Origin of the sequence: Streptomyces sp. SID3343 (assembly GCF_009865215.1) — a bacterium.
In the GTDB taxonomy this organism is placed as follows: domain Bacteria; phylum Actinomycetota; class Actinomycetes; order Streptomycetales; family Streptomycetaceae; genus Embleya.
Map to the genome: position 1 here is coordinate 1 of NZ_WWJX01000262.1, position 18,922 is coordinate 18,922.

Genomic DNA, 18,922 nt, shown 5'->3' on the forward strand with positions numbered 1-18,922 from the left:
GGTCGTCGCCCACCACGGCGCACGTGCCCAGCGGGGCGGCCGGCATCGCCGACCACGGCTGCCGGTCGACGCGGAAGAGCCACTCGTTGCGGGCGGCCAGGGTGGCGACCAACCGCGCGGGCCGCGAGGCCAAGGCGAGCCGGCTGATCTTCCCGGAGGCCGTGCGCGGGATCGCCTCGATCTCGTACACCTCTTCCGGCACCTTGTGGTGGGCGAGGTGCAAGCGGCAGGCCGCGAAGATCGCTTCGACGTCGAGCGGTCCGCCCGCGTCGGGTACGACGTAGGCGGCCGGTACCTCGCCGAGCACTTCGTGCGGCCGTCCGGCCACCGCGACGTCCGCCACGCCGGGGACGTCGCGGATCACGTCCTCGATCTCGGCGGGTTGGATGTTCTCGCCGCCTCGGATGACGAGTTCCTTGATCCGGCCGCAGATGGTCAGGTAGCCCTGTGCGTCGCGGCGGGCGAGGTCGCCGGTGCGGTACCAGCCGTCACGCAACGCGCTTGCGGTGGCCACGGGTTGGCGGTGGTAGCCGCGCATCGGGTTGGGGCCGCCGACCCATACCTCTCCCGGTTCGCCGGTGGCGACGTCGACCCCGGTCTGCGGGTCGACCACGCGTACGTCGAGTCCGGGTACGGGCAATCCGCACGATCCGGCGACCAGCGGGCCGTCCGGGTGGTTCATCGTGATGGCGCCCGAGGTCTCGGTACTGCCGTAGCTGTCGACGAGCGGCACGGCGAAGGCCGTCTCGAACGACTCCTTCAGTGCCGCGGTCGCCACCGCTCCGGTGACCAGGCACATGCGCAGGGACGGCACGACCGATTGCGCCCCGTCGGCGGCCCGCAGCAGGTGGTGGAACATGGTGGGCACGCCGACCAGGAAAGTGAACGGCTCTCGGGCCACCAGGTCGAGCACGTCGTCGGCGGCGAAGCCGGGCGTGATCCGCACGGTCGCGCCGGTGGCCACCACGCCGTGCACGCACAGCACATGGGCCAGGGAATGGAACAACGGCATGGGCCACAGCACGTAGTCCTGTTCGGACAGGCCCAGTACGGGTGCGTAGCAGGCCGCCACCGACCACAGGCAGTTGCGCTGGGTGGACACCACTCCCTTGGGCCGCCCGGTGGTGCCGGACGTGTAGAGGATCCACGCGGTCTCGTCGAGTCCGAGGTCGTCCCGGGCGGGCACGACGGGATCGATGGTCGCCAGGTCCTCGAAGCGCAGCAGCGGCGCGGGCACCGCGTCGTCGCCCACGACGACGATCGTGGTCGGCAGCGCGCGTTCGGCGGCCAGTTCGAGGATCCGGTCGACATGCGCGCGGTCGGTCAGCACTGCGGTGGCACCGCTGTCGTCGAGCAGGTACGCCAACTCCGGGGTGGCGGCCCGAGGGTCCACCGGCACTCCGACGGCGCCGGCCCGGTTCACGGCGTAGTACGCCTCCAGGGTCTCGACTCGATTGCCGAGGCTGATGACGATCCGGTCCCCGCGCTGTACGCCGTGGGCCACCAGGTGCCCGGCGATCCGGCTCGTGCGCCGTTCGAGTTCGGCGTAGCTCACTTCGCGAGTGGGATCGCGGAACGCGATCTTGTCGCCCAGTCGGTGAGCCTGCTGCTTGAGCAACTCCGCGAGCGGCCGGATCAATTCGGTGCGCACGATCTACCTGCTTCCTCGGCACGAGAATCACTGTCGAGCGGGGGCGATCCGGCGAACCCGGTGCTCACGGCTCACGGGTCCACGGGCTCACGGCTGTCCGATCCGCTTCCCTGAGTCAGCGTCCCCGCCATCGGGGTGGGCGCTTTTGCACGAAGGCCAGCGGGCCCTCCCGCGCGTCCTCGCTGTGCATGCGGCGTTCCTCCCACACGTAGCGGGTCGCGAACGCTTCCTCCAGGGATCGGTCGGCCGATCGCAACGCGGATTCCTTGATCGCGCGCAGGGACAGCGGCGCGCACTTGAGCAAGTCCCGCGCCCAGCCGTCCACACAGTCGTCCAGTTCGGCGGCCGGCACGACTTCGTTGACCAACCCCAACTCGAACGCGCGCACCGCCCCGAGCCGGCGCCCGGTCATCAAATGGCCCAACGCCGTGCGCAGCGGCAGTTGCCGGGTGAGGCGGAAGACGCCACCGGCGCCGGCCATCAGTCCCAGACGTGCCTCGGGCAGGCCGAAGCACGCGTCGTCGGAGGCCACGATGAGGTCGCAGGCCAGGGCGAGTTCGAAGCCACCGCCGAGTGCGTAGCCGCGCACTTTGGCGATGATCGGCTTGGAGAGGGAGAACCGTTCGGTCAGTCGAGGCCAGCCCGGCTTGCCCCGGCTGCCGAAGGTCGAGGGGGGCGCGGATCCGTTCTCCGTCCGCGCCACCAGTTCCTTGAGATCCTGTCCCACGCTGAAGGCGCGGTCTCCGGCACCGGAGAGGACCCCGACCCGAATGTTGTCGTCGCGCTCGAAGTCGTCCCAGATCTCGGCCAGTTCCTCGTGGGTGCGCACGTCCATCGCGTTGAGCACGTGCGGTCGATCGAGGGTGATGCGGGCGAGGTGCCCGTCCTTGTCGTAGCGGACCCTGGGTGGCGAAGGCGTCGGGGTCGACGCGTCCTGCTCCGGGTTCATCGCGCACCGCCGCTTCGGTGGCCGCGCAGGGGGACGTCCACCAGCAGTGGGGCGACGCGTTGCCCGGCTTTGCCGATGATCTCCGTGAGTTCTCGCGCATCGCTCACCCGGACCGTCTCCATGCCGAAGAACGCGGCGGCCGTGGTGAAGTCGAGCGCGGGCGGTCCCAGGCTCAGTCCCGTGTGTCCGGTCGATCGCCCGGGATCCCCCGGCCGGGAGTCGAGGGTTTCCTTGAGTGTTCGGTATTCGCCGTTGTTCATCACCACGAAGGTGACCGGCACCGCGTAGCGGGCGGCGCTCCACAGACCCTGGAGGCCGAACATCGCGCACCCGTCTCCCAGCACCGCGACCACCGGTCGGTCGGGATCGCCCATGCGGCTGCCGATGGCGGCGCCGATACCGGAGCCCAGGCCGCCACCGACGGTGTGCACGAAGGACTTGGGCCGGGTCTGGCGCAGCACCCGGCGCAGCAACACTCCGCTCGTGATGGCCTCTTCGATCACCACCGCGTCCTCGGGCAGTGCGCACGCGATCGCGTGGACGGCGGCGAGGGGGTCCAGGGGCGCGGGCCCGTAGGCCGCGAGAGCCGACGCGTCCCATCGTCCGCGCTCGTCCGCCGTACGGTCGGCGCGGGCCCTTGTCCGGGTGCGGATCTCGGCCGAGTTTTCGCGCGTGGCCGCCGACAGCTCATCGGCCATGGCGGCCAGGCTCGCGCGTATCCCGCCCACGAGTCCCAGTTCGACGCGAAAGTTTCGGCCGATCTCGGCGCTGTCGGCGTCGAGTTGCACCACGCGGGTGTCGTCGGGTATCGCCGAGCCGGGGCTGTAGTGGTGGGCCATGAAGGCGTGACAGCCGACGATCAGGACCACGTCGTGGGGGGCGAGCGCCTCGCGGATCAGCGCGTTGACCGGCGCGAGGACGCCGGCGTAGAGGGGGTGGGCCGTCGGGAAATCCAGGCCGTCGTTCATCGGTTGGTGGTAGGTGGTGGCGCCGAGTGCCTCGGCCACCAGCGTCAGTTCGGCCGTTGCGCCGTCGCGTCCGACGCCGTCGCCGGCCACGATCGCGGGGTGTCGGGCGCCCGCCAGGATGGCGGCGGCGTCGTCGATGCGGTCGGCGGGGCCGAGCGGGACGACGGTGGATCGGCCCGGCACGTCGACGTCGGTGTCCTCCGCGAGCAGGTCCATCGGCACGGACAGGAAGATCGGGCCGGCCGGGGGTTGCGTCGCGAGGTGGAAGGCCCGGCGCAGCAGTATGGGCAGGTCGGGTGCGTGTTGCACGTCGAAGGAGTGCTTGACCGCGGCGCCGGCAAGTCGCACCAGGTCGGCGCTGAGCATGGGGTCCTGCACCAGGTGTCGCCGGTCCTGCTGGCCCGCCGTGACCACCAGTGGGGTTCGCGAACGGCCGGCGTTCAGCAGGCCGACGAGGCCGTTGGCCAGCCCGGCGGCCGCGTGCAGGCTGACGAAGGCCGGGCGGCCGGTGGCGCGGGCGTAGCCGTCGGCCATGGCGACCACGGACGCCTCTTGGAGGCCGAGCACGTATTCGATGTCACCGGAGTCCACCAGGGCGTCGACGAACGACAGTTCGGTGGTGCCGGGGTTTCCGAAGACCTTGTCCACGCCCTCGTCGCGCAGCACCTTCAGCATGGCCTGCACCGGCCTCACCGGGGATCACCCCCGGTGCCGTCGGCGTTTCCCGACCATGCTCCGGCGACCTTGGCCAGGACATCCGTGCTGTACAGGCGAATCGCCTGGGTGAGGGCGAACTCGCCCATGTAGACGCGGAATCGATCGATCGGTTCCTCGGCGAGGTTGAGCATGTGGCGGTTGGCGGTCACCGCGGGGCTGTCGAGCTGTGTGGCCGCGCGTTCGGCGGCGTCGCCGACCTCGCCGGGATCGACGATGTCGTCGAATACCAGCCGCGCGTCGGGTTCGTCGGCGTGGATGCGCCGATCCCCCAGGAGGACTCGGCGCGCCAATCGGCCGCCGGTGGACCTGCCCAGGCGCAGGTTGGCGGCGCCGGGCACGATTCCTTCGCGCGCGGCGGGCACGCTGAAGTAGGCGTCCGAGCCGGCGACGACTCGGTCGCAGACCGCGAGCAGCTGTGCCCCGCCACCGATGGCAAAGGTGTCCACTGCGGCGACCCAGGGTTTTTCCAGGGTTTGTTGCGGCCAGATCCGGGAGGTGTCCTCGACGGCGAGTCCGCGCCACAGTTTGTGGATGAAGCCCAGTTCCCGGCGCAGCAGGAAGTCGACGTAGGAGATCTTGCCCTGCCGAAGGTGCTTGAGGTTGATGCCGGCGCTGAAGACGCGTCGGCCCGCGTAGCGCGGATGCGTCATGGTGGCGCCGCGTAGCACGCCCACCCGGACGCCGTCGTCCAGCAGGGCCAGATCGACGGCGGTCTCCAGGTCCTCGGTGAGCGCGTTGTCCTCGGCGTTGAGGCAGTGCACGTTGCAGATGGTCAGGTGGGCGATGCCGGCCCGGCGTTCGATGCGTACCGAGCCCAGGTCGAGTTCGCCGAGGCGGTGGAAGTCCGCCGACAGCGCGAGCGCGCGCGGCGTCGGTCGCAGCATCGACTCGATCAGGTGGGCGCCGACGGTGGGCTGTCGCAGGAACTGCGCGAAGAGGATGGCCTGGTCGATCTCCCGGCCTTCCTTGTGTTCTTGGCTGAGCGCGAACTCCGTTGCCAGTTGGGCGCGATCGGGTACCAGTCCCGGGAATCGCCCGCCCGCCGACGTCGCCAGTTCGGCGATTCGGGGTCGGTTCGCGTAACCGTCGGTCAGTTCGGCGTAGACGCGTTCCGCGTGCACGGTCATGAACCGCGCGCGCAGCCGGCGGCTGCCGTGATGTGCGTGTTCGACGGCGGCCTGTTGCGTCTTCGAGCGCTGTGCCTTGGCCGGCAGCGCGGCCAGTAGGTCTTCACCGCGTTCGGTGTGCTCGCGCAGGGCCGCGGTGTCGGTGGCGAACTCGCCGGTGATCATCGCTTCGGGCTTTTCGTCACCGCGGACCGTTGCGGCCGAGACCATGACCGATCCTCCTTTCTCGTCGGTTGTGGTCATGACGCCGTGCCGTTCGGTATTCGCCGCAGCGTGCGATCGCAGGCGGCGAGGTGTGCGCCGAGTGCGTCCTCGAAGCTGGTCGCGGTCGCCTCCAGCAGGAGCCGGCGGCGGATGGCCACCTCGGAGCCCGTCAGTGGGCGAAGCAGGGCAATCCGGGTGGCCACGGCCGTGGGCACGTCGTCGGTGAGTTCGTCGACCAGGCCGACCTCCAGGGCCTGTGCGGCGGACATGCCGGTGCCGAACAGCACCAGTTGCCGGGCTCGGGCGACTCCGAGTTGGTTGGCCAGCCGGTGTACCACCATGCCGGGCCAGGGTTCGCCGAGCGTGGTGGAGGGTTCCAGGCGCAGGTCACGGGTGGCGATTCGGTAGTCGCAGGAGAGCAATGCCTCCAACGCCGGTCCCGCGCACCTGCCTTCGGCGACGGCGATCGTCACCGCCCCGATCCGCTCCAGCCTGCGTAGGGCCCGCTCCCACCTGCTCACCAGGTGGATGGCCAGTCCGGTACTCGGTTCGGCCGGTGCCGACGGGGTCGACCTCGATCCCAGGCGCAGCACCGCCGGCGGTTGTCCGACGGCGTTGTCCGTGCTGTCGCACAGTGCTTCCACCGCCGCGATCAGTGCGGGTGTCGGTCTTTGTTCGTCGCCGATCTCCAGGTGGGTCGGGCCTTGATGGACACCACCGGGCGTGCTTCCGGAAGACATCTCGCCACCGCTTTCCTGAACTGGGTCAGTAACGCAGGAGTGCCGTCTCGATGGTCGAGCCGGGCCCCATGGTCATGAACACTGCGTAGTCGCCCGGCTGGGGCGATCGCGACTCCGTCAGCCGCCCGTACGAGAAGAGGAAGGACCCGCTGGAGAGGTTCCCGTACTCGCGCAGCACCTCGGTGGTGTATCGGACGTCGTGCCTGGTCAGTCCCAGGTTGACCATCACCGAATCGATGACCTTCTTGCCGCCGGAGTGCACGATCCAGTGGGCGATGTCGTGTGCGCGCAGGCCCGTTCCGCTCAGCAGGCGTTGCAGGACGGTCTCCGCGTTGGCGCCGACGACGTAGGGGACGTCGCGATCGAGGAAGAAGCTGAATTTTCCCTGGTCGTCGTCCCAGTCGAAGCGCATCGCGTCGACCGCGTCGGTGATGATGTGGCTGGCGAATTTAAGTACCGCGGGCCCGGGCCGGGCGTCGCCCTCGCCCGCGAGCACGGCGGCCGCGGCCGCGCCGTCGCCGAACAGGCTGTTGACGACGGAGGTGCGCATCGTTCCGTCGAAGACGTACGCCGCGGAGCATGCCTCCACGCACACCATCACGGCCAGTTCGCCCGGATGCGTGTCGGCCCAGCCGGCCACGGCGTTGAGTGCGTTGAGTCCGGCGTTGCAGCCCATTCCCACCACGTCCAGCCGGCTGGTGTCCGGGCGCAGCCCCAGTTCCTTGATCAGGAGCGCGCTGAAGCCGGGGGTGAGCAGGCCGGTCGAGGTGACACAGCACAGGTAGCGGACGTCGCTCAGTTCCGCTTCCGCTTGCTTGAGGCACTCCTGCAGGGCCCGTGAGCCCATGTCGAGGCCGTCGGCGCAGTGCTTGCGCAGCAGTTCGCCCTGGGTTTCCACCCGCCGGCTGCCGTCGGGAAGTTCCGGGGGCAGGTGGAGGAAGCGGCGGTCGATCGCGCCGTTGAGGAACACCGACCTTATCCGGGGGTCGGTGACCCCGAAGATGTCGAGAACTTCCTCCTGGGAGTAGGAGAACGGCGGCACGGCCGAACCGACGCCTATTATTCTCGGCTTGGTCCGCATTCTTTCCCCCGCGAATTCCGAACTCGATTCGGGGGACTCGAGACATTCGTCGTACTTCGAGAGCAGCTTTCCGCTCATACCTCACCTCGAATCGAGAGTCGAGCGCGATCGATCGGCGCGCACGGGCCGCGGCCGTGATGCCACGGCCGTGTGCTTTCGGCGTACACGGATATGGTGGCGTTTCGGGCCGGGCCGTGGTTTCGGGAAGCGGATATCGCCACCACTGTCCAATCGGCTTTCGGCGGGCGCGGACGACGAGCAAGGGATACCCGACCGGCGATATCCGAAGTGCCGGTATCCGGCTTTCGCACCGCCGGGTGGTCGTCGGCCACGCTTCGGGTCGTTGGTCAGTCGCGTTGCAGGACGACCAGTTGACAGCCCAACTCGCGCGAGTTCTCCAACAGGCTCGGCAGGTCGAGTGCCTCGCTCGGTTCCTCCGCGTTGATCCGGTCCACGATCTGTTCCGGCACCAGCGCGTCGTTTTGGGCGCGAAGCTGGTGGGCGACCACCCGAAGGGTGCGCCACAGCACCTTCTCGCTGAGGTCCATGACCTCGACCAGACGCAGTCCCGCGGCGGCGGCGAGGTCGGGATAGTCCTCGGCCCCGATCAGCTCGCTCATCATCCACGCCTCGGTCATGAAGTGGATGAGCGAGGGCTGCCCTTCGGGCGCGGGTATGCGGTCGTACATGTCGGTGAGCACGATCCTGCCACCGGGCCGAACCACCCGGGCCATCTCCCGCAGGGCCTGCGGCCGGTCCATGTGAATGATGGATTCGAGGGCGTACACGGAGTCGAACGACCCATCCGGGAACGGCATGTCCATCGCGTCGGCGAGCTCGAACCGGACCTGCTCCCCCAGCCCCTGCGACGCGGCCAGTTCGGTCGCCCGTTGGACCTGCTTGCCGCTGATGGTGATACCCAGTACGTCCGCGCCCGTGCGAGTCGCCATGCGTACCGCCGGCGTACCGATGCCGCAGCCGACGTCCAGCAGGCGCGCGCCCGCGGTGACGCCGAGCCGATCGATCACCAGATCCGTGAGACGATCCGCCGCCTCGGCGACGGGCGTTTCGTCGTCCGGGTCCTCCCAATAACCGAAATGGAGCACGTCCATTTTGTCGAAACCATCGTACATCGCACCCACATCCGCAGGGCTGGGGTTGCGCGTCTTCGTCATGATCCGACCTTTCCATGTCCGCTGAAGGCTCGGCTCCGAATCGATCCGTAAGGGCATCGTGGCGGTTGCTCGCGCTCAAGGAAAGAGGCCACCTCGATGTCGCCGACAAATACCGGTGTTTCGCGCTCGGGGCGGCTTTTCTAGGGGGTGTCCCTAGGGGTTGCCCCCGGCCCGGGGAATGGGTGACCTTGGGTCACTCCACCGTCGGACGTCATCGCCTTGCGGTGCCTCCGCACTTATTCGACCGAATAGACGACGAGGTGTTTCGACGTGATTACCGGTTCCTCCGTCCTGACCGCCGCGCTACTGGCCGACCCCGTCGCGGCCGCGGCCGAACTCGACGGCGTGGTGCGCGTCGTGCACACCGGCACCGTGCGGGCGACCTACTCGTGCACACTCCCCGAACGCGCCGAACCGATCGAGGACGAGATCGAGTTCGGCATCACCGCGCCGGTGGTCGTGCGCCGGGGGGCGTACATCGACCTGTGGCTGACGTTGCGCACCTTGCACGGCACCAAGTTCGCGCGCCCCGCCAACGACATCAGCGGTCGTCTGGGGGTGGCCGTCGGCGGCGCCGGCGATGCCGAGCCGATCGCGTACGGGTTGACCAACGTGGAACCCGCCCTGGTCGGCCACGGCGTGCTGCTCAGCGGCGGCCACACCAGGTTCGAGGCGACCGAGACCGGCCTGTACACGTTCGCACCGGGTCGTCGAGTCATTGTCGTCAACGGCGGCGACCAGGGTCCGCAGACGATCTGCGACCTCGTGGGGCTCCCGGTCGTGGCCACCCAGACGCTGGTCGTCTGACCGACTCGGGAAGACTCTCCTTCGGAGGAAGCATGGTTGCCTCGTCCGCCGACACCGGGCTCGAACGACGCTCGCCCGACTGGGCGTCCCTGGCCGAGGCCCTGAGCGGTGACGCCGTGCGTCCCGGCGACTCGGGCTACGGTCTGGCCGTTCAGTTGCAGATCGCCGAATACGACGACGTCTCGCCCGCGTGCGTCGTCTACTGCGCCGACGAACAGGACGTGCGCACCGGCCTGGCCTTCGCGGCCGCGCACGACGTGCCGCTTCGACTGCGCAGCGGTGGACACAGTTTCGCCGGCTGGTCGACCAGCCCGGGCCTGGTGCTGGACCTGTCCCGACTCGCACACGTGCGCACCGACGGCCGGACCGTCCACCTCGGCCCCGGCACCCAGGCCGTCGACGCCTTGGCCACCCTGTGGCCGCACGGCCTGGCCGTGGCCAACGGCATGTGCCCCACGGTCGCCGCAGGCGGATTCGTCTCCGGCGGTGGCAACGGGCCGCAGAGCCGACGATTCGGGCTCGCGTGTGACGCCCTCGTCTCGGCCCGGGTCGTGCTCGCGGACGGGCGCGTCCTACGCTGCTCGGCCGACGAACACCCGGACCTGTTCTGGGCCTTGCGCGGCGGTGGTGGCGGGAACTTCGGCGCGGTCGTCGACTTCGAGGTCCTCGCCCGCCGCATCCCGCATCTGGTGCTCTTCCAGCTCGTGTGGACCGGCGAAAGCGCCGTGGACGTGCTGTCCGCGTGGCAGGAATGGGTCTTGGCCGCGCCCGACGAGGCGAGTACGTCGATCAGTCTCGTGCTCGGCGACGCCGCGCCCGGGGCCCCGCTGACCGTGGTGTTGATCGGCACCTTGATGGGCCCGGTGGAGCAGGCCCGCGCGCTGATCGCGGACCTCGTCGCGCGGGCCGGCGTCGAACCGGTCGCCCGGGTCCTGCTGGACGAGTCCTACTACGACTCCATGATGTGGCTCTACGGTGGCGGCCGAACCCGCACCGTCGAGGAATGCCACCGCGTCGGGACCCGTCCCGGCGCGGTATTGCCCCGTCAGCAGTTCCAACGCGAACGCAACCGGTTGTTCGACCGCCCGCTGGAGCGCGCCGAGATCGCCGCCCTGGTGCGCGGTTTCGACGCGGACCGCGAGGCGGACCAGACCCGGTTCGTCAATCTCACCGCACTCGGTGGCGCCGTCAACCGAGTCGCCCCGGAGGCGACCGCGTACGCGCATCGCGACGCGCTCTTCCTCGTCGGCCACGCCCTGCTGCTGCCGGAGGCCAAACCCGCCGCCGATCGCGCGGCGCGGGCCCAGAGCTGGGTGGATCGCGGCTTCGCCCTGCTCGATCCCTGGTCCAGCGGCCACTCCTACGTGAACTTTCCCGATCCGCACCTGACCGAGTGGACCAGGGCCTATTGGGGCGCGAATCACCCGCGACTGCTTCGGGTGAAACGGCACTACGACCCCGGGGGGCTGTTCCGGCTCCCGCAGGGCATCGAGGGCTGACCCACCGTTCCCGCGTTTGCCAAGCCGACGAAGGAGTTTCGATGAGCCGCGCCACCCACACTGTCGACGTCCTGGTGGTGGGCGCAGGCCCGGCCGGCCTGACCGTCGCCCACGAGTTGGCCCTGGCGGGTGTGCGCGCGACGGTGGTCGATCGGTTGCCCGTCGCCAACCGCCACTCCAAGGGCCTCGGTCTCCAGCCCAGAACCGTGGAAGTGCTGGACATGCGCGCCCTGCTCGACGCCGTCCTCGTGGACGCGGTCGCCCGTATCCCGGACGGCCATTTCGCCGGATTGCCGGTTCCGCTGACCTACGACCGGTGGGAGAGCGCGCATCCCTATCACCTGATCTACCCGCAGAACCTGTTGGAGCAGTTGTTGGAGTCCGAACTCGCGCGCCGCGGTGTGCGCGTCCTGCGCTCGCACGAGCTCGTCGGGCTCACCCAGGACGACGACGGCGCCACCGCGATCGTGGCGACACCGGACGGCGAGGTCGCCTTCCGCACGCGGTACGTGATCGGTTGCGACGGCCACGACAGCGCCGTGCGCAGGCTGGGCGGTTTCGGTTTCCCGGGTACCTCGACGGACTTCTCCGGCGTGGTGGCCGATGTCGTGCTGCGCGCGGCGCCGGCCGAGGTGCTCACCCGTCCCCGTCGTACCGCCGACCTGCTCGGCGAGGAGCGCGGTGATCGACGCAACGTCGCCTATCCCCTGGTTCCCCTGCCGAACGGGCGGTATCGGGTCGTGTGGGCCGAGTACGGCGGTGCCGTCGAGGCGGCCCGGCCGGTCACCGAGCAGGAGGTCCGGGCGGCCGTCGTCCAGCGCTACGGCGACGAGGTCGACATCGCCGAGGTGGAGTGGGCTTCCCGCCTCTCCGACGCGGCCCACCTGGTCGATCACTATCGCCTGGGCCACGTGTTCGTGGTCGGCGACGCGGCGCACATCCACATCCCGGCCGGCGGGCAGGGGCTCAACGTCGGTGTGCAGGACGCGATGAACCTCGGCTGGAAGCTCGCCGCGGCCGTGCTCGGTCGGGCACCCGCCGCACTGTTGGACACCTACCACACCGAGCGCCGGTCGATCGGCGCACGCGTGTTGGAGAACACCCGGGTGCAGGCGTATCTGACCCATCCGGCGGCCGAGTTCGACGCTCTGCGCCGCACCTTCGTCACCTTGCTGGGCATGCGTGAGGTCAACGATCGTTTCGCCGGCATGCTCTCCGGGCTCGACGTGCGCTACGAGATCCCCGGCGAGCCGGAACACCGGGTGCTGGGCGCGCGCATGCCCGACCTCGCACTGGACCGAGGGACGTTGTTCGGTCGGCTGCGTGGTGCCCGCGGCCTGCTGGTCGCCGACGCCGCGTACGGCGACTGCGCCGCACCGTGGGCGGACCGGGTCGAGGTCGCCCGGGGCGACCTGTCGCGGTGGGGCGCCACGGGGGTGCTGGTGCGGCCCGACGGTCATGTCTGCTGGGTGGCGCCCGACCACGACGACAGTCCCGGACACGCCAAGCGCCTCGACGCCGCCCTGCGCACCTGGTTCGGCGCGCCCGGTCGATAGGTTCCGGCCCACCGAGCACACGCGAAGCCCCCCGGCCCTTGATGGGCCGGGGGGCTTCGCGTGTGGTCAACGCTCGCGCAGCCAGGCGCCGACCGCCGCGGCCGTGGACGCGGCGAAGGCGTCGAGAATGCCGAAGTGGTCACCGGGAACGTCGACCGCGTCGTGCGCAAGACTCCAGGCCGAGCGCCAGTCGCCGTAACCCGATTCCGGATCGGTCAGCTCGGCGGCGAAGGGGCTCTCGGCGCGCACATGCAGGGTGGGCGCCGCGGTCGGCGTGGGCTCCCAGTCGGCGAACACCTCGAAGTAGCGTCCCATCGCGATCAGTCGGGCGTCGTTGTGCAAGGTCGCCAGGTCCTCTCGCGCGGCGACCGCCCGCGTCAGTTCCCGTTCGATCCACGGGTGCGCGCGGGTCAGCGACGGCGGATAGACGTCCAGCACGACGACCGCGTGCAGCGGGTCGCCGGAGTTCTCCAGCGCGGCGGCCAAGGTGTTGACGAGCAACCCGGACGCCGAGCGACCGACCAGGACGCACGGTCGCCCTCGGGTCACGCCCCGCACGGCGGTGACCTGGAGGGCGATCAGCGCGGCGAGGTCGGCCGGGATCGACTCGCCCGGCCCGAAGCCGGGTTGGGGCAGCGCCCACACCTCGCGCGCCCCGGGCAGGGCGGCGGCGAACCGGGCGAACTCGTGCGGCCCGGCCGCCGGGCTGAACGACGGCAGACACACCACCGGGACGGGTTCGTCACCGTCGCGCAGCGACACCGGAGCCGCCGGCGCCGGCAGCGTCGTCGCGGTGAAGGCCGGGCGCAGGCGGGCCGCCGTGCGCAGCAGGTCCCCCGCCTCGCTGATACGGTCGTCCGCGCGGGCGGCCCAGTACAGGGCCCCGATACTCCCGCCGACGACCGCGTCCTCGCGGGGGCGCTCCAGCAGACTCGTGATGTGTGCCGCCAACGCGTTCGGCGTGGGGTGGTCGAACACGGCCGTGCCGTCGAGCCGAACGCGCGCGGCGGCGTCGAGCCGGCCCCGCAACTCCATCGCGGTCATCGAGTCGATCCCGAGATCGGTGAACCGCGTGTCCGAGGCGACGGCCCCGTCGTCACCGTGGCCGAGCACCGCGGCTGTGGTGCGCCGGACCAGTTCCGCCACCCGCGCGGGCCACTCGGACCGCGGCAACGCGGCGAGGTCCTCCTCGACGCGGTGCGTGGGAGCCCGACCCGCCGCGGCGGGCACGAACGTACCGTCCAGCCAATAGCGCGCCCGGTCGAAGCCGTAGCCGGGCACGTCGCCGACCGCGCCGTCGTCCGGCAGCAGCCCCCGCCACCGCACGTGGGCGCCGTCCGCCCACAGGCCGGTCAAAGCCCGGGTCAGCGTGTCCGCCTCGTCCCGCTCACGCCGTACCAGTGGCGCGACGACGTGCCCGGCGGGCACCAAGTCCCGGGTCAGCGGCGTCAGTACCGCGTCGGGTCCAAGTTCCAGGAACCGGGTCGCACCCAGGCGCACGAGTTCGCCGACGCCGTCGGCGAAGCGCACCGGCAGTCGCGCCTGGCGGACCCAGTACTCCGCCGTGCGGATCTCGTCGTCGACCACGCGTCCGGTCACGTTCGACACCAGCGCGACGCGCGGGGCGGCGAACGACAGTCCGGTGACGACCGACCGGAACTCGTCGAGCAGTTCGTCGAGTTGGGGCGAGTGGAACGCGCGGGCGACGCGCAGTCGCCGAGTGCGCACACCGTGCGCGGCGAAGCTCGCCGCGACGTCCGTCACGACCGCCTCGACCCCCGAAAGCACGGTCGACGTCGGCCCGTTGACGGCGGCGACCGCCACTTCCCGTTCCCGACCGGTGATCGCGGCCAGCACTTCGCTCTCGGGTGCGGCGATCGCGATCATGGCGCCGTCGGCGGGCAGCCGCGCCATCAGCCTGCCCCGGGCGGTGATCAATGCGGCGGCGTCGGTGAGGTCCAACACCCCGGCCACGTACGCCGCGGCCAGTTCGCCGACCGAATGGCCCAGCACCGCGTGCGGCCGCACGTCGTATTCGCTCGCCAACAACTCGGCCAGGGCGACCTGGAGAGCGAACGTCGCGGGCTGCATCAGTTCGGTGCGGCCGAGTTGCTCTGGCGCCGGGTCGAGCACGAGGTCTCGGGTGGACACTTCGACGTGTGGGTCCAAGGCCGCGCACACGTCGTCCAGGGTCTTGGCGAACGCGGGAAAACGGGCGTACAGGTCCGCGCCCGCGGCTCGTTGGGCGCCTTGGCCGGTGAACAGGAAGGCACTGTGTCCCTCACGTGCGATGCCCACCGCGGCATCGGCACCGGTTTCGCCCGACGCGGCCCTCGCGAGCGCCGCCCGGATGTCCTGCCCCGGCCCGGCGACCAGGGCCAGCCGATGCGGGAAGGAGCTTCGGCCGGTCGCGAGCCGGCGGGCGATCTCGATCAGGGGCGGGGTGTCGGGGCGTTCGAGGTGCTCGCGCAGGCGGTCCGCCTGGTTGCGCAATCCGCCCGCCGACCGTGCGGACAGCAGGATCGGCACGGGCAGGCCGGTGTCGTCCCGGACGTGTGAGACCTCGGGGTCGGGGCTTTGTTCGAGCACCACGTGTGCGTTGGTTCCGCTGATCCCGAAGGACGACACGGCGGCGCGGCGCCGGCGGCCGGTCTCGGGCCACGGGGTGTTGGCGCCGGCGAGGACGACCGGGCCCGACCAGTCCACATGCGGGGTCGGGTCGTCCGCGTGCAACGTCGCGGGCACCACGCCGTGGCGCATGGCCAGCACCATCTTGAGCACCCCCGCGGCACCCGCGGCGGCCTGCGTGTGGCCGATGTTGGACTTGACGGACCCCACGTACAGCGGCGTCGTGCGTTCGACACCGTAGGTTTCCACGAGTGCCTGGGCTTCGATGGGATCGCCGAGTGCGGTGCCGGTGCCGTGCGCCTCGACGGCGTCGATGTCGTGCGGGCTCAGCCGGGCGCCGGCGAGTGCCGTGCGGATGACGCGTTGCTGGGCCGGACCGCTGGGCGCGCTCAGGCCGTTGCTGGCACCGTCCTGGTTGACCGCGCTGCCGCGCACGAGGGCGTGCACGCGGTGGTTGTTGCGCCGGGCGTCGGACAGCCTTTCCAGCAGGAGGACGCCGATGCCCTCGGCCGGTCCCATCCCGTCGGCGCGGGCGGAGAACGCCTTGCTGCGCCCGTCCGCGGCGAGGCCGCGTTGCCGGCTGAACTCGATGAAGACCGAGGGCGTGGCCATCACGGTGACCCCGCCGGCCAAGGCCAGCGTCGATTCGCCCGATCTCAGCGACTGGGCCGCCAGGTGCAGGGCGACGAGCGAGGACGAGCATGCCGTGTCGATCGTCATCGCGGGTCCCTCCAGACCCAGGACGTACGCGAGCCGCCCGGACAGCACGCTCCCGGCGTTGCCGGTGCCGAGATAGCCTTCGACCTCCGGCGGTAGGTCGCGGGCCAAAAGCGTGTAGTCCTGATTGCTGATGCCGGTGAAGACTCCGGTCGCGGTGTGCCGCAGCGTGAGCGGATCGAGGCCGGCGTCCTCGACGGCGTGCCACGCGGTCTCCAACAGCAGGCGTTGCTGGGGATCCATCGCCAACGCCTCGCGCGGCGAGATCCCGAAGAACGCGGCGTCGAAGTCCGCGACGCCGTCCAGGAAGCCGCCTTCGCGGGCGTGGCTGGTGCCGGTCCGATCCCGGTCCTCGTCGAACAGCGCGTCCAGGTCCCAGCCGCGATCGGCGGGAAAGGCGCCGATGGCGTCGCGGCCCTCGACGAGCAACCGCCACAGGTCCTCGGGGCTTTCGACACCGCCGGGGAAGCGACAGGCCAGGCCGATGATCGCGATCGGCTCGTCGGAGTCGGCCCGCGCCCGCGCCCGGGCGGGCACGACCGTGCCGGTCCCCACCAGGCACGTGACCAGGTGCCGGGCCAGTGCGTGCGGTCGGGGATGGTCGAAGACCAAAGTCGCGGGCAACCGCAACCCGGTCGCGGCGTGCAGGCGATTGCGCAGTTCGACCGCGGTGAGCGAGTCGAACCCCAGTTCCCGGAAGGGCTGCCCGGAGTCGACGACATGGTCGGCCGCGTGGCCCAGGACCACGTTGACCTGCTCCCGCACCAGGGCCAGCAGGGTTTCGTGCTGCTCGGTCTCGGTCCGGCCGCGGAGCCGCACGGCGAGTTCGGACGCGTCCTCGGCGTTCGTCGCACTGCGCAGCCGAGGCGCACTCGTGCCCCGGAACAGGTCGCGCAGCAGTGCGTGCGCGGCACGGGTCCGATCCGGGGTGCGGACCGGGCCGGCGATCAGGTAGGCGTGCTCGGTGCCCGGGGCGAGGTCGTGCAGACCCAGTGCCTGGGCCGGTTTCATCGGGACGAAGCCGCCGCGGCGCACCCGCCGCAGGTCCGCCTCGCCCAAGGTGGCGGCCATTCCGGTACCGGTGTCCCACAGACCCCAGCCGATCGAGGTGACCGGTTCGCCCGCGGCGCGGCGCTCGTGCGCGAAGGCGTCGAGAAAGGCGTTGGCTGCGGTGTAACCCGCCTGGCCCGCGCCGCCGAAGGCGGCCGACGCGCTGGAGTACAGGACGAACGCGGTGAGATCGAGACCGCGGGTCAGCTCGTGCAGGACCAGGGTGCCGTGCACTTTGGGCCGCAGCACGCGAGCGAGTTGCGCCTCGGTGACGCGGTGCAAGGTGGCATCGTCCAGGACGGCGGCGGTGTGTACGACGGCCTGGAGCGCGTGTTCGGCGGGGATCGCGGCGAGGGCGTCGGCGACCTCGCGGGGGTCGGCGACATCGCACGCGCGGGCGATGGGTGTGCCGCCGAGCGCGGTGACGTGTTCGGCCAGTGCGTCGGGGCGGGTACGGCTGAGCAGCAGCAGGTTTCGAACGCCGTGCTCGACGATCAGGTGTTCGGCGATGTGGCGGGCCACCCCACCGTTGGCACCCGTGACGAGCACGGTCCGGTCCGGGTCCAGGGCGATGGGCGACAGCGTGGACACCGGCACCGGGGCGAGCCGCGCGGCGAGCAAATACCCGCTGCGGACGGCCAGTTGGGGCTCGTTGGACGCCAGCGCCGCGTGCAGGACGTCGGCGTCGACCGAGGGCGTGCCGTCGAGGTCCGCCGGATCGAGGTCGAGGAGCAGGATCCGTCCCGGATGCTCGGCCTGCGCGGTGCGGGTCATCCCCCACAGGGGAGCGTGCACCAGGTCGAGCGCGGCGCCGGGCTCGGTGGCGACCGCGCCCGTGGTCGTCACGACGAGCGGGATGTCCGCGCGATCCTGGTCGTCGAGCCAGGTGCGCAGGGCGGCGGCGTGTTCGCGGACGGCCGACAGCACGTCGTCAGCGAGGGCGCCGGTCACCCGAGAGCGCGGGTAGTGGAGCAGGACCGCGACGGGAGGGTCCGGGTCCTCGGTGGTGAGATCGGGCCATACCTTGGTGGACAGCCCGGCCCGGCCCAGGCGTTCGGCCAGGGCGGCGTCGCCGATCACCGCGTAGTGGGCGTCGTCGGGTCGGTCGCCGCCGGGCGCCGGCTCGACCGGGCGCCACGCGACGTGGAAGAGCGTGTTGTCGGGCGGCGGCGCGGCCGCGGCGTCGGGAACGGCGCGCAGTCGCAGTTCCTCGACGACGGCGACGGGGGCTCCCGAGGTGTCGGCCGCCAGGATGCTCAGCGTCCGGGGCCCGTGCACCGTCAGTCGGATCCGCAGCCGCGTGGCGTCGCGGGCGTGGAGGGTGGCCCCGGTGAACGCGAACGGCATCGTCGGCTCGCGCCCGCCGGCCGGTGCGCCCGATGCGAGCGGATGCAGCGCGGCGTCGAGCAGGGCCGGGTGCAGTGCGTGGCCGGCGGTTTCGGTTCCCTCGGGCAGGGCGACCTCGGCGTAGGTGTGCCGGTCGTCGCGCCACACGAAGCGCACGGCGCGAAACGTGGGCCCGTAGTCGAGGCCGCCTGCGGCCAGTTCCGGGTACAGGTCGTCCACGGCAATCGGCTCGGCGCCCGGTGGCGGCCACTCGGCCAGGGAGTCGGCCGGCTGCGGTGGTTCCGTTCCCAGGGTCGCCGTGGCGTGTTGGATCCAGGCACCGTCCTCGGCGCGGGTGTGCACCGTGGCCTCGCACGAGCCTTGGTCGTCCGGCGCGCCGACCGCGACCCGAAGTTGGGCGGGCGCTTGGGCCGATACCGACACCGGGGCGTACAGCGCGAGTTCGTGGACACGATCGAGCCCTGCCTCGTGCGCCACGTGCCACATCAGATCGACCAGGGCCGCGCCGGGAAGCAGGGCCGTGCCCGCGACCGTGTGTTCTTCGAGCCACGGCAGGGTGCTCGCGTCGACGAGTCCGGTGTGCACGGTCGCGCCGTCGGGGAGTTCGACCATCGCGGTCAAAAGGGGGTGGTCCGTGGCCGATTGGCCCGAGCCCGCCGCGTCGTGGGACGCGCCTCGCCGGCTGCCGAGCCAGTGGCGTTTGCCC

11 protein-coding genes are annotated in these 18,922 nt (G+C 71.1%); 3 read left to right on the forward strand and 8 right to left on the reverse strand.

The genetic code is table 11. The features are described from left to right. From GT354_RS09065 to GT354_RS09095, 7 genes are all read right to left on the reverse strand, one after another. Positions 1–1,651 (reverse strand): class I adenylate-forming enzyme family protein (locus GT354_RS09065; protein WP_202511670.1); only part of this gene is annotated, 1,651 nt, incomplete at its 3' end. A gap of 115 nt (positions 1,652–1,766) precedes the next feature. Next, positions 1,767–2,600, reverse strand: coding sequence for an enoyl-CoA-hydratase DpgD (dpgD, locus tag GT354_RS09070; protein ID WP_161355751.1), 834 nt, complete (start codon positions 2,598–2,600; stop codon positions 1,767–1,769). Next, complete coding sequence (locus tag GT354_RS09075; protein ID WP_346011945.1) at positions 2,597–4,261, reverse strand: thiamine pyrophosphate-binding protein; 1,665 nt, start codon at positions 4,259–4,261, stop codon at positions 2,597–2,599. Before GT354_RS09075 ends, dpgD begins: the two co-directional genes overlap by 4 nt. After that, complete coding sequence (dpgC, locus tag GT354_RS09080; RefSeq protein WP_237534540.1) at positions 4,258–5,622, reverse strand: (3,5-dihydroxyphenyl)acetyl-CoA 1,2-dioxygenase DpgC; 1,365 nt, start codon at positions 5,620–5,622, stop codon at positions 4,258–4,260. Before dpgC ends, GT354_RS09075 begins: the two co-directional genes overlap by 4 nt. A 29-nt stretch (positions 5,623–5,651) precedes the next feature. Further along, positions 5,652–6,356, reverse strand: coding sequence for an enoyl-CoA-hydratase DpgB (gene dpgB / locus GT354_RS09085; RefSeq protein ID WP_161355752.1), 705 nt, complete (start codon positions 6,354–6,356; stop codon positions 5,652–5,654). A 25-nt stretch (positions 6,357–6,381) separates the two neighbouring features. Further along, positions 6,382–7,437 (reverse strand): 3,5-dihydroxyphenylacetyl-CoA synthase DpgA, encoded by a 1,056-nt coding sequence (dpgA, locus tag GT354_RS09090; RefSeq protein ID WP_161355761.1) that lies wholly within the window; start codon positions 7,435–7,437, stop codon positions 6,382–6,384. A 347-nt stretch (positions 7,438–7,784) separates the two neighbouring features. Beyond that, positions 7,785–8,612, reverse strand: a complete 828-nt coding sequence (locus GT354_RS09095; RefSeq protein ID WP_161355753.1) for a methyltransferase domain-containing protein — start codon at positions 8,610–8,612, stop codon at positions 7,785–7,787. A gap of 270 nt (positions 8,613–8,882) precedes the next feature. Here GT354_RS09095 and GT354_RS09100 point away from each other — a divergent pair, with 270 nt between their 5' ends. Genes GT354_RS09100 through GT354_RS09110 form a run of 3 tightly spaced genes read left to right on the forward strand, consistent with a single transcriptional unit; the run spans position 8,883 to position 12,474 of the window. Next, positions 8,883–9,419 (forward strand): hypothetical protein, encoded by a 537-nt coding sequence (locus GT354_RS09100; protein WP_161355754.1) that lies wholly within the window; start codon positions 8,883–8,885, stop codon positions 9,417–9,419. Between the two features lie 32 nt (positions 9,420–9,451). Then, complete coding sequence (locus GT354_RS09105) at positions 9,452–10,918, forward strand: FAD-dependent oxidoreductase (protein ID WP_161355755.1); 1,467 nt, start codon at positions 9,452–9,454, stop codon at positions 10,916–10,918. A gap of 41 nt (positions 10,919–10,959) precedes the next feature. Then, the gene (locus tag GT354_RS09110; protein ID WP_161355756.1) at positions 10,960–12,474 is read left to right on the forward strand and encodes an FAD-dependent monooxygenase; all 1,515 of its coding nucleotides are present in this window, start codon (positions 10,960–10,962) and stop codon (positions 12,472–12,474) included. 66 nt (positions 12,475–12,540) lie between these two features. Here the strand turns inward: GT354_RS09110 and GT354_RS09115 are convergent, their stop codons facing one another. After that, the gene (locus GT354_RS09115) at positions 12,541–18,837 is read right to left on the reverse strand and encodes a type I polyketide synthase (protein ID WP_272923789.1); all 6,297 of its coding nucleotides are present in this window, start codon (positions 18,835–18,837) and stop codon (positions 12,541–12,543) included. Between the last annotated feature and the right edge of the window lie 85 nt (positions 18,838–18,922).

What these genes read in the sequence shown, in the direction of transcription:
- GT354_RS09110 (WP_161355756.1), top strand. Translation starts at nt 10,960, where the DNA reads ATGAGCCGCGCCACCCACACTGTCGACGTCCTGGTGGTGGGCGCAGGC.
- dpgC (WP_237534540.1), bottom strand. Translation starts at nt 5,622, where the DNA reads ATGGTCTCGGCCGCAACGGTCCGCGGTGACGAAAAGCCCGAAGCGATG.
- dpgD (WP_161355751.1), bottom strand. Translation starts at nt 2,600, where the DNA reads ATGAACCCGGAGCAGGACGCGTCGACCCCGACGCCTTCGCCACCCAGG.
- dpgA (WP_161355761.1), bottom strand. Translation starts at nt 7,437, where the DNA reads ATGCGGACCAAGCCGAGAATAATAGGCGTCGGTTCGGCCGTGCCGCCG.
- dpgB (WP_161355752.1), bottom strand. Translation starts at nt 6,356, where the DNA reads ATGTCTTCCGGAAGCACGCCCGGTGGTGTCCATCAAGGCCCGACCCAC.
- GT354_RS09095 (WP_161355753.1), bottom strand. Translation starts at nt 8,612, where the DNA reads ATGACGAAGACGCGCAACCCCAGCCCTGCGGATGTGGGTGCGATGTAC.
- GT354_RS09105 (WP_161355755.1), top strand. Translation starts at nt 9,452, where the DNA reads ATGGTTGCCTCGTCCGCCGACACCGGGCTCGAACGACGCTCGCCCGAC.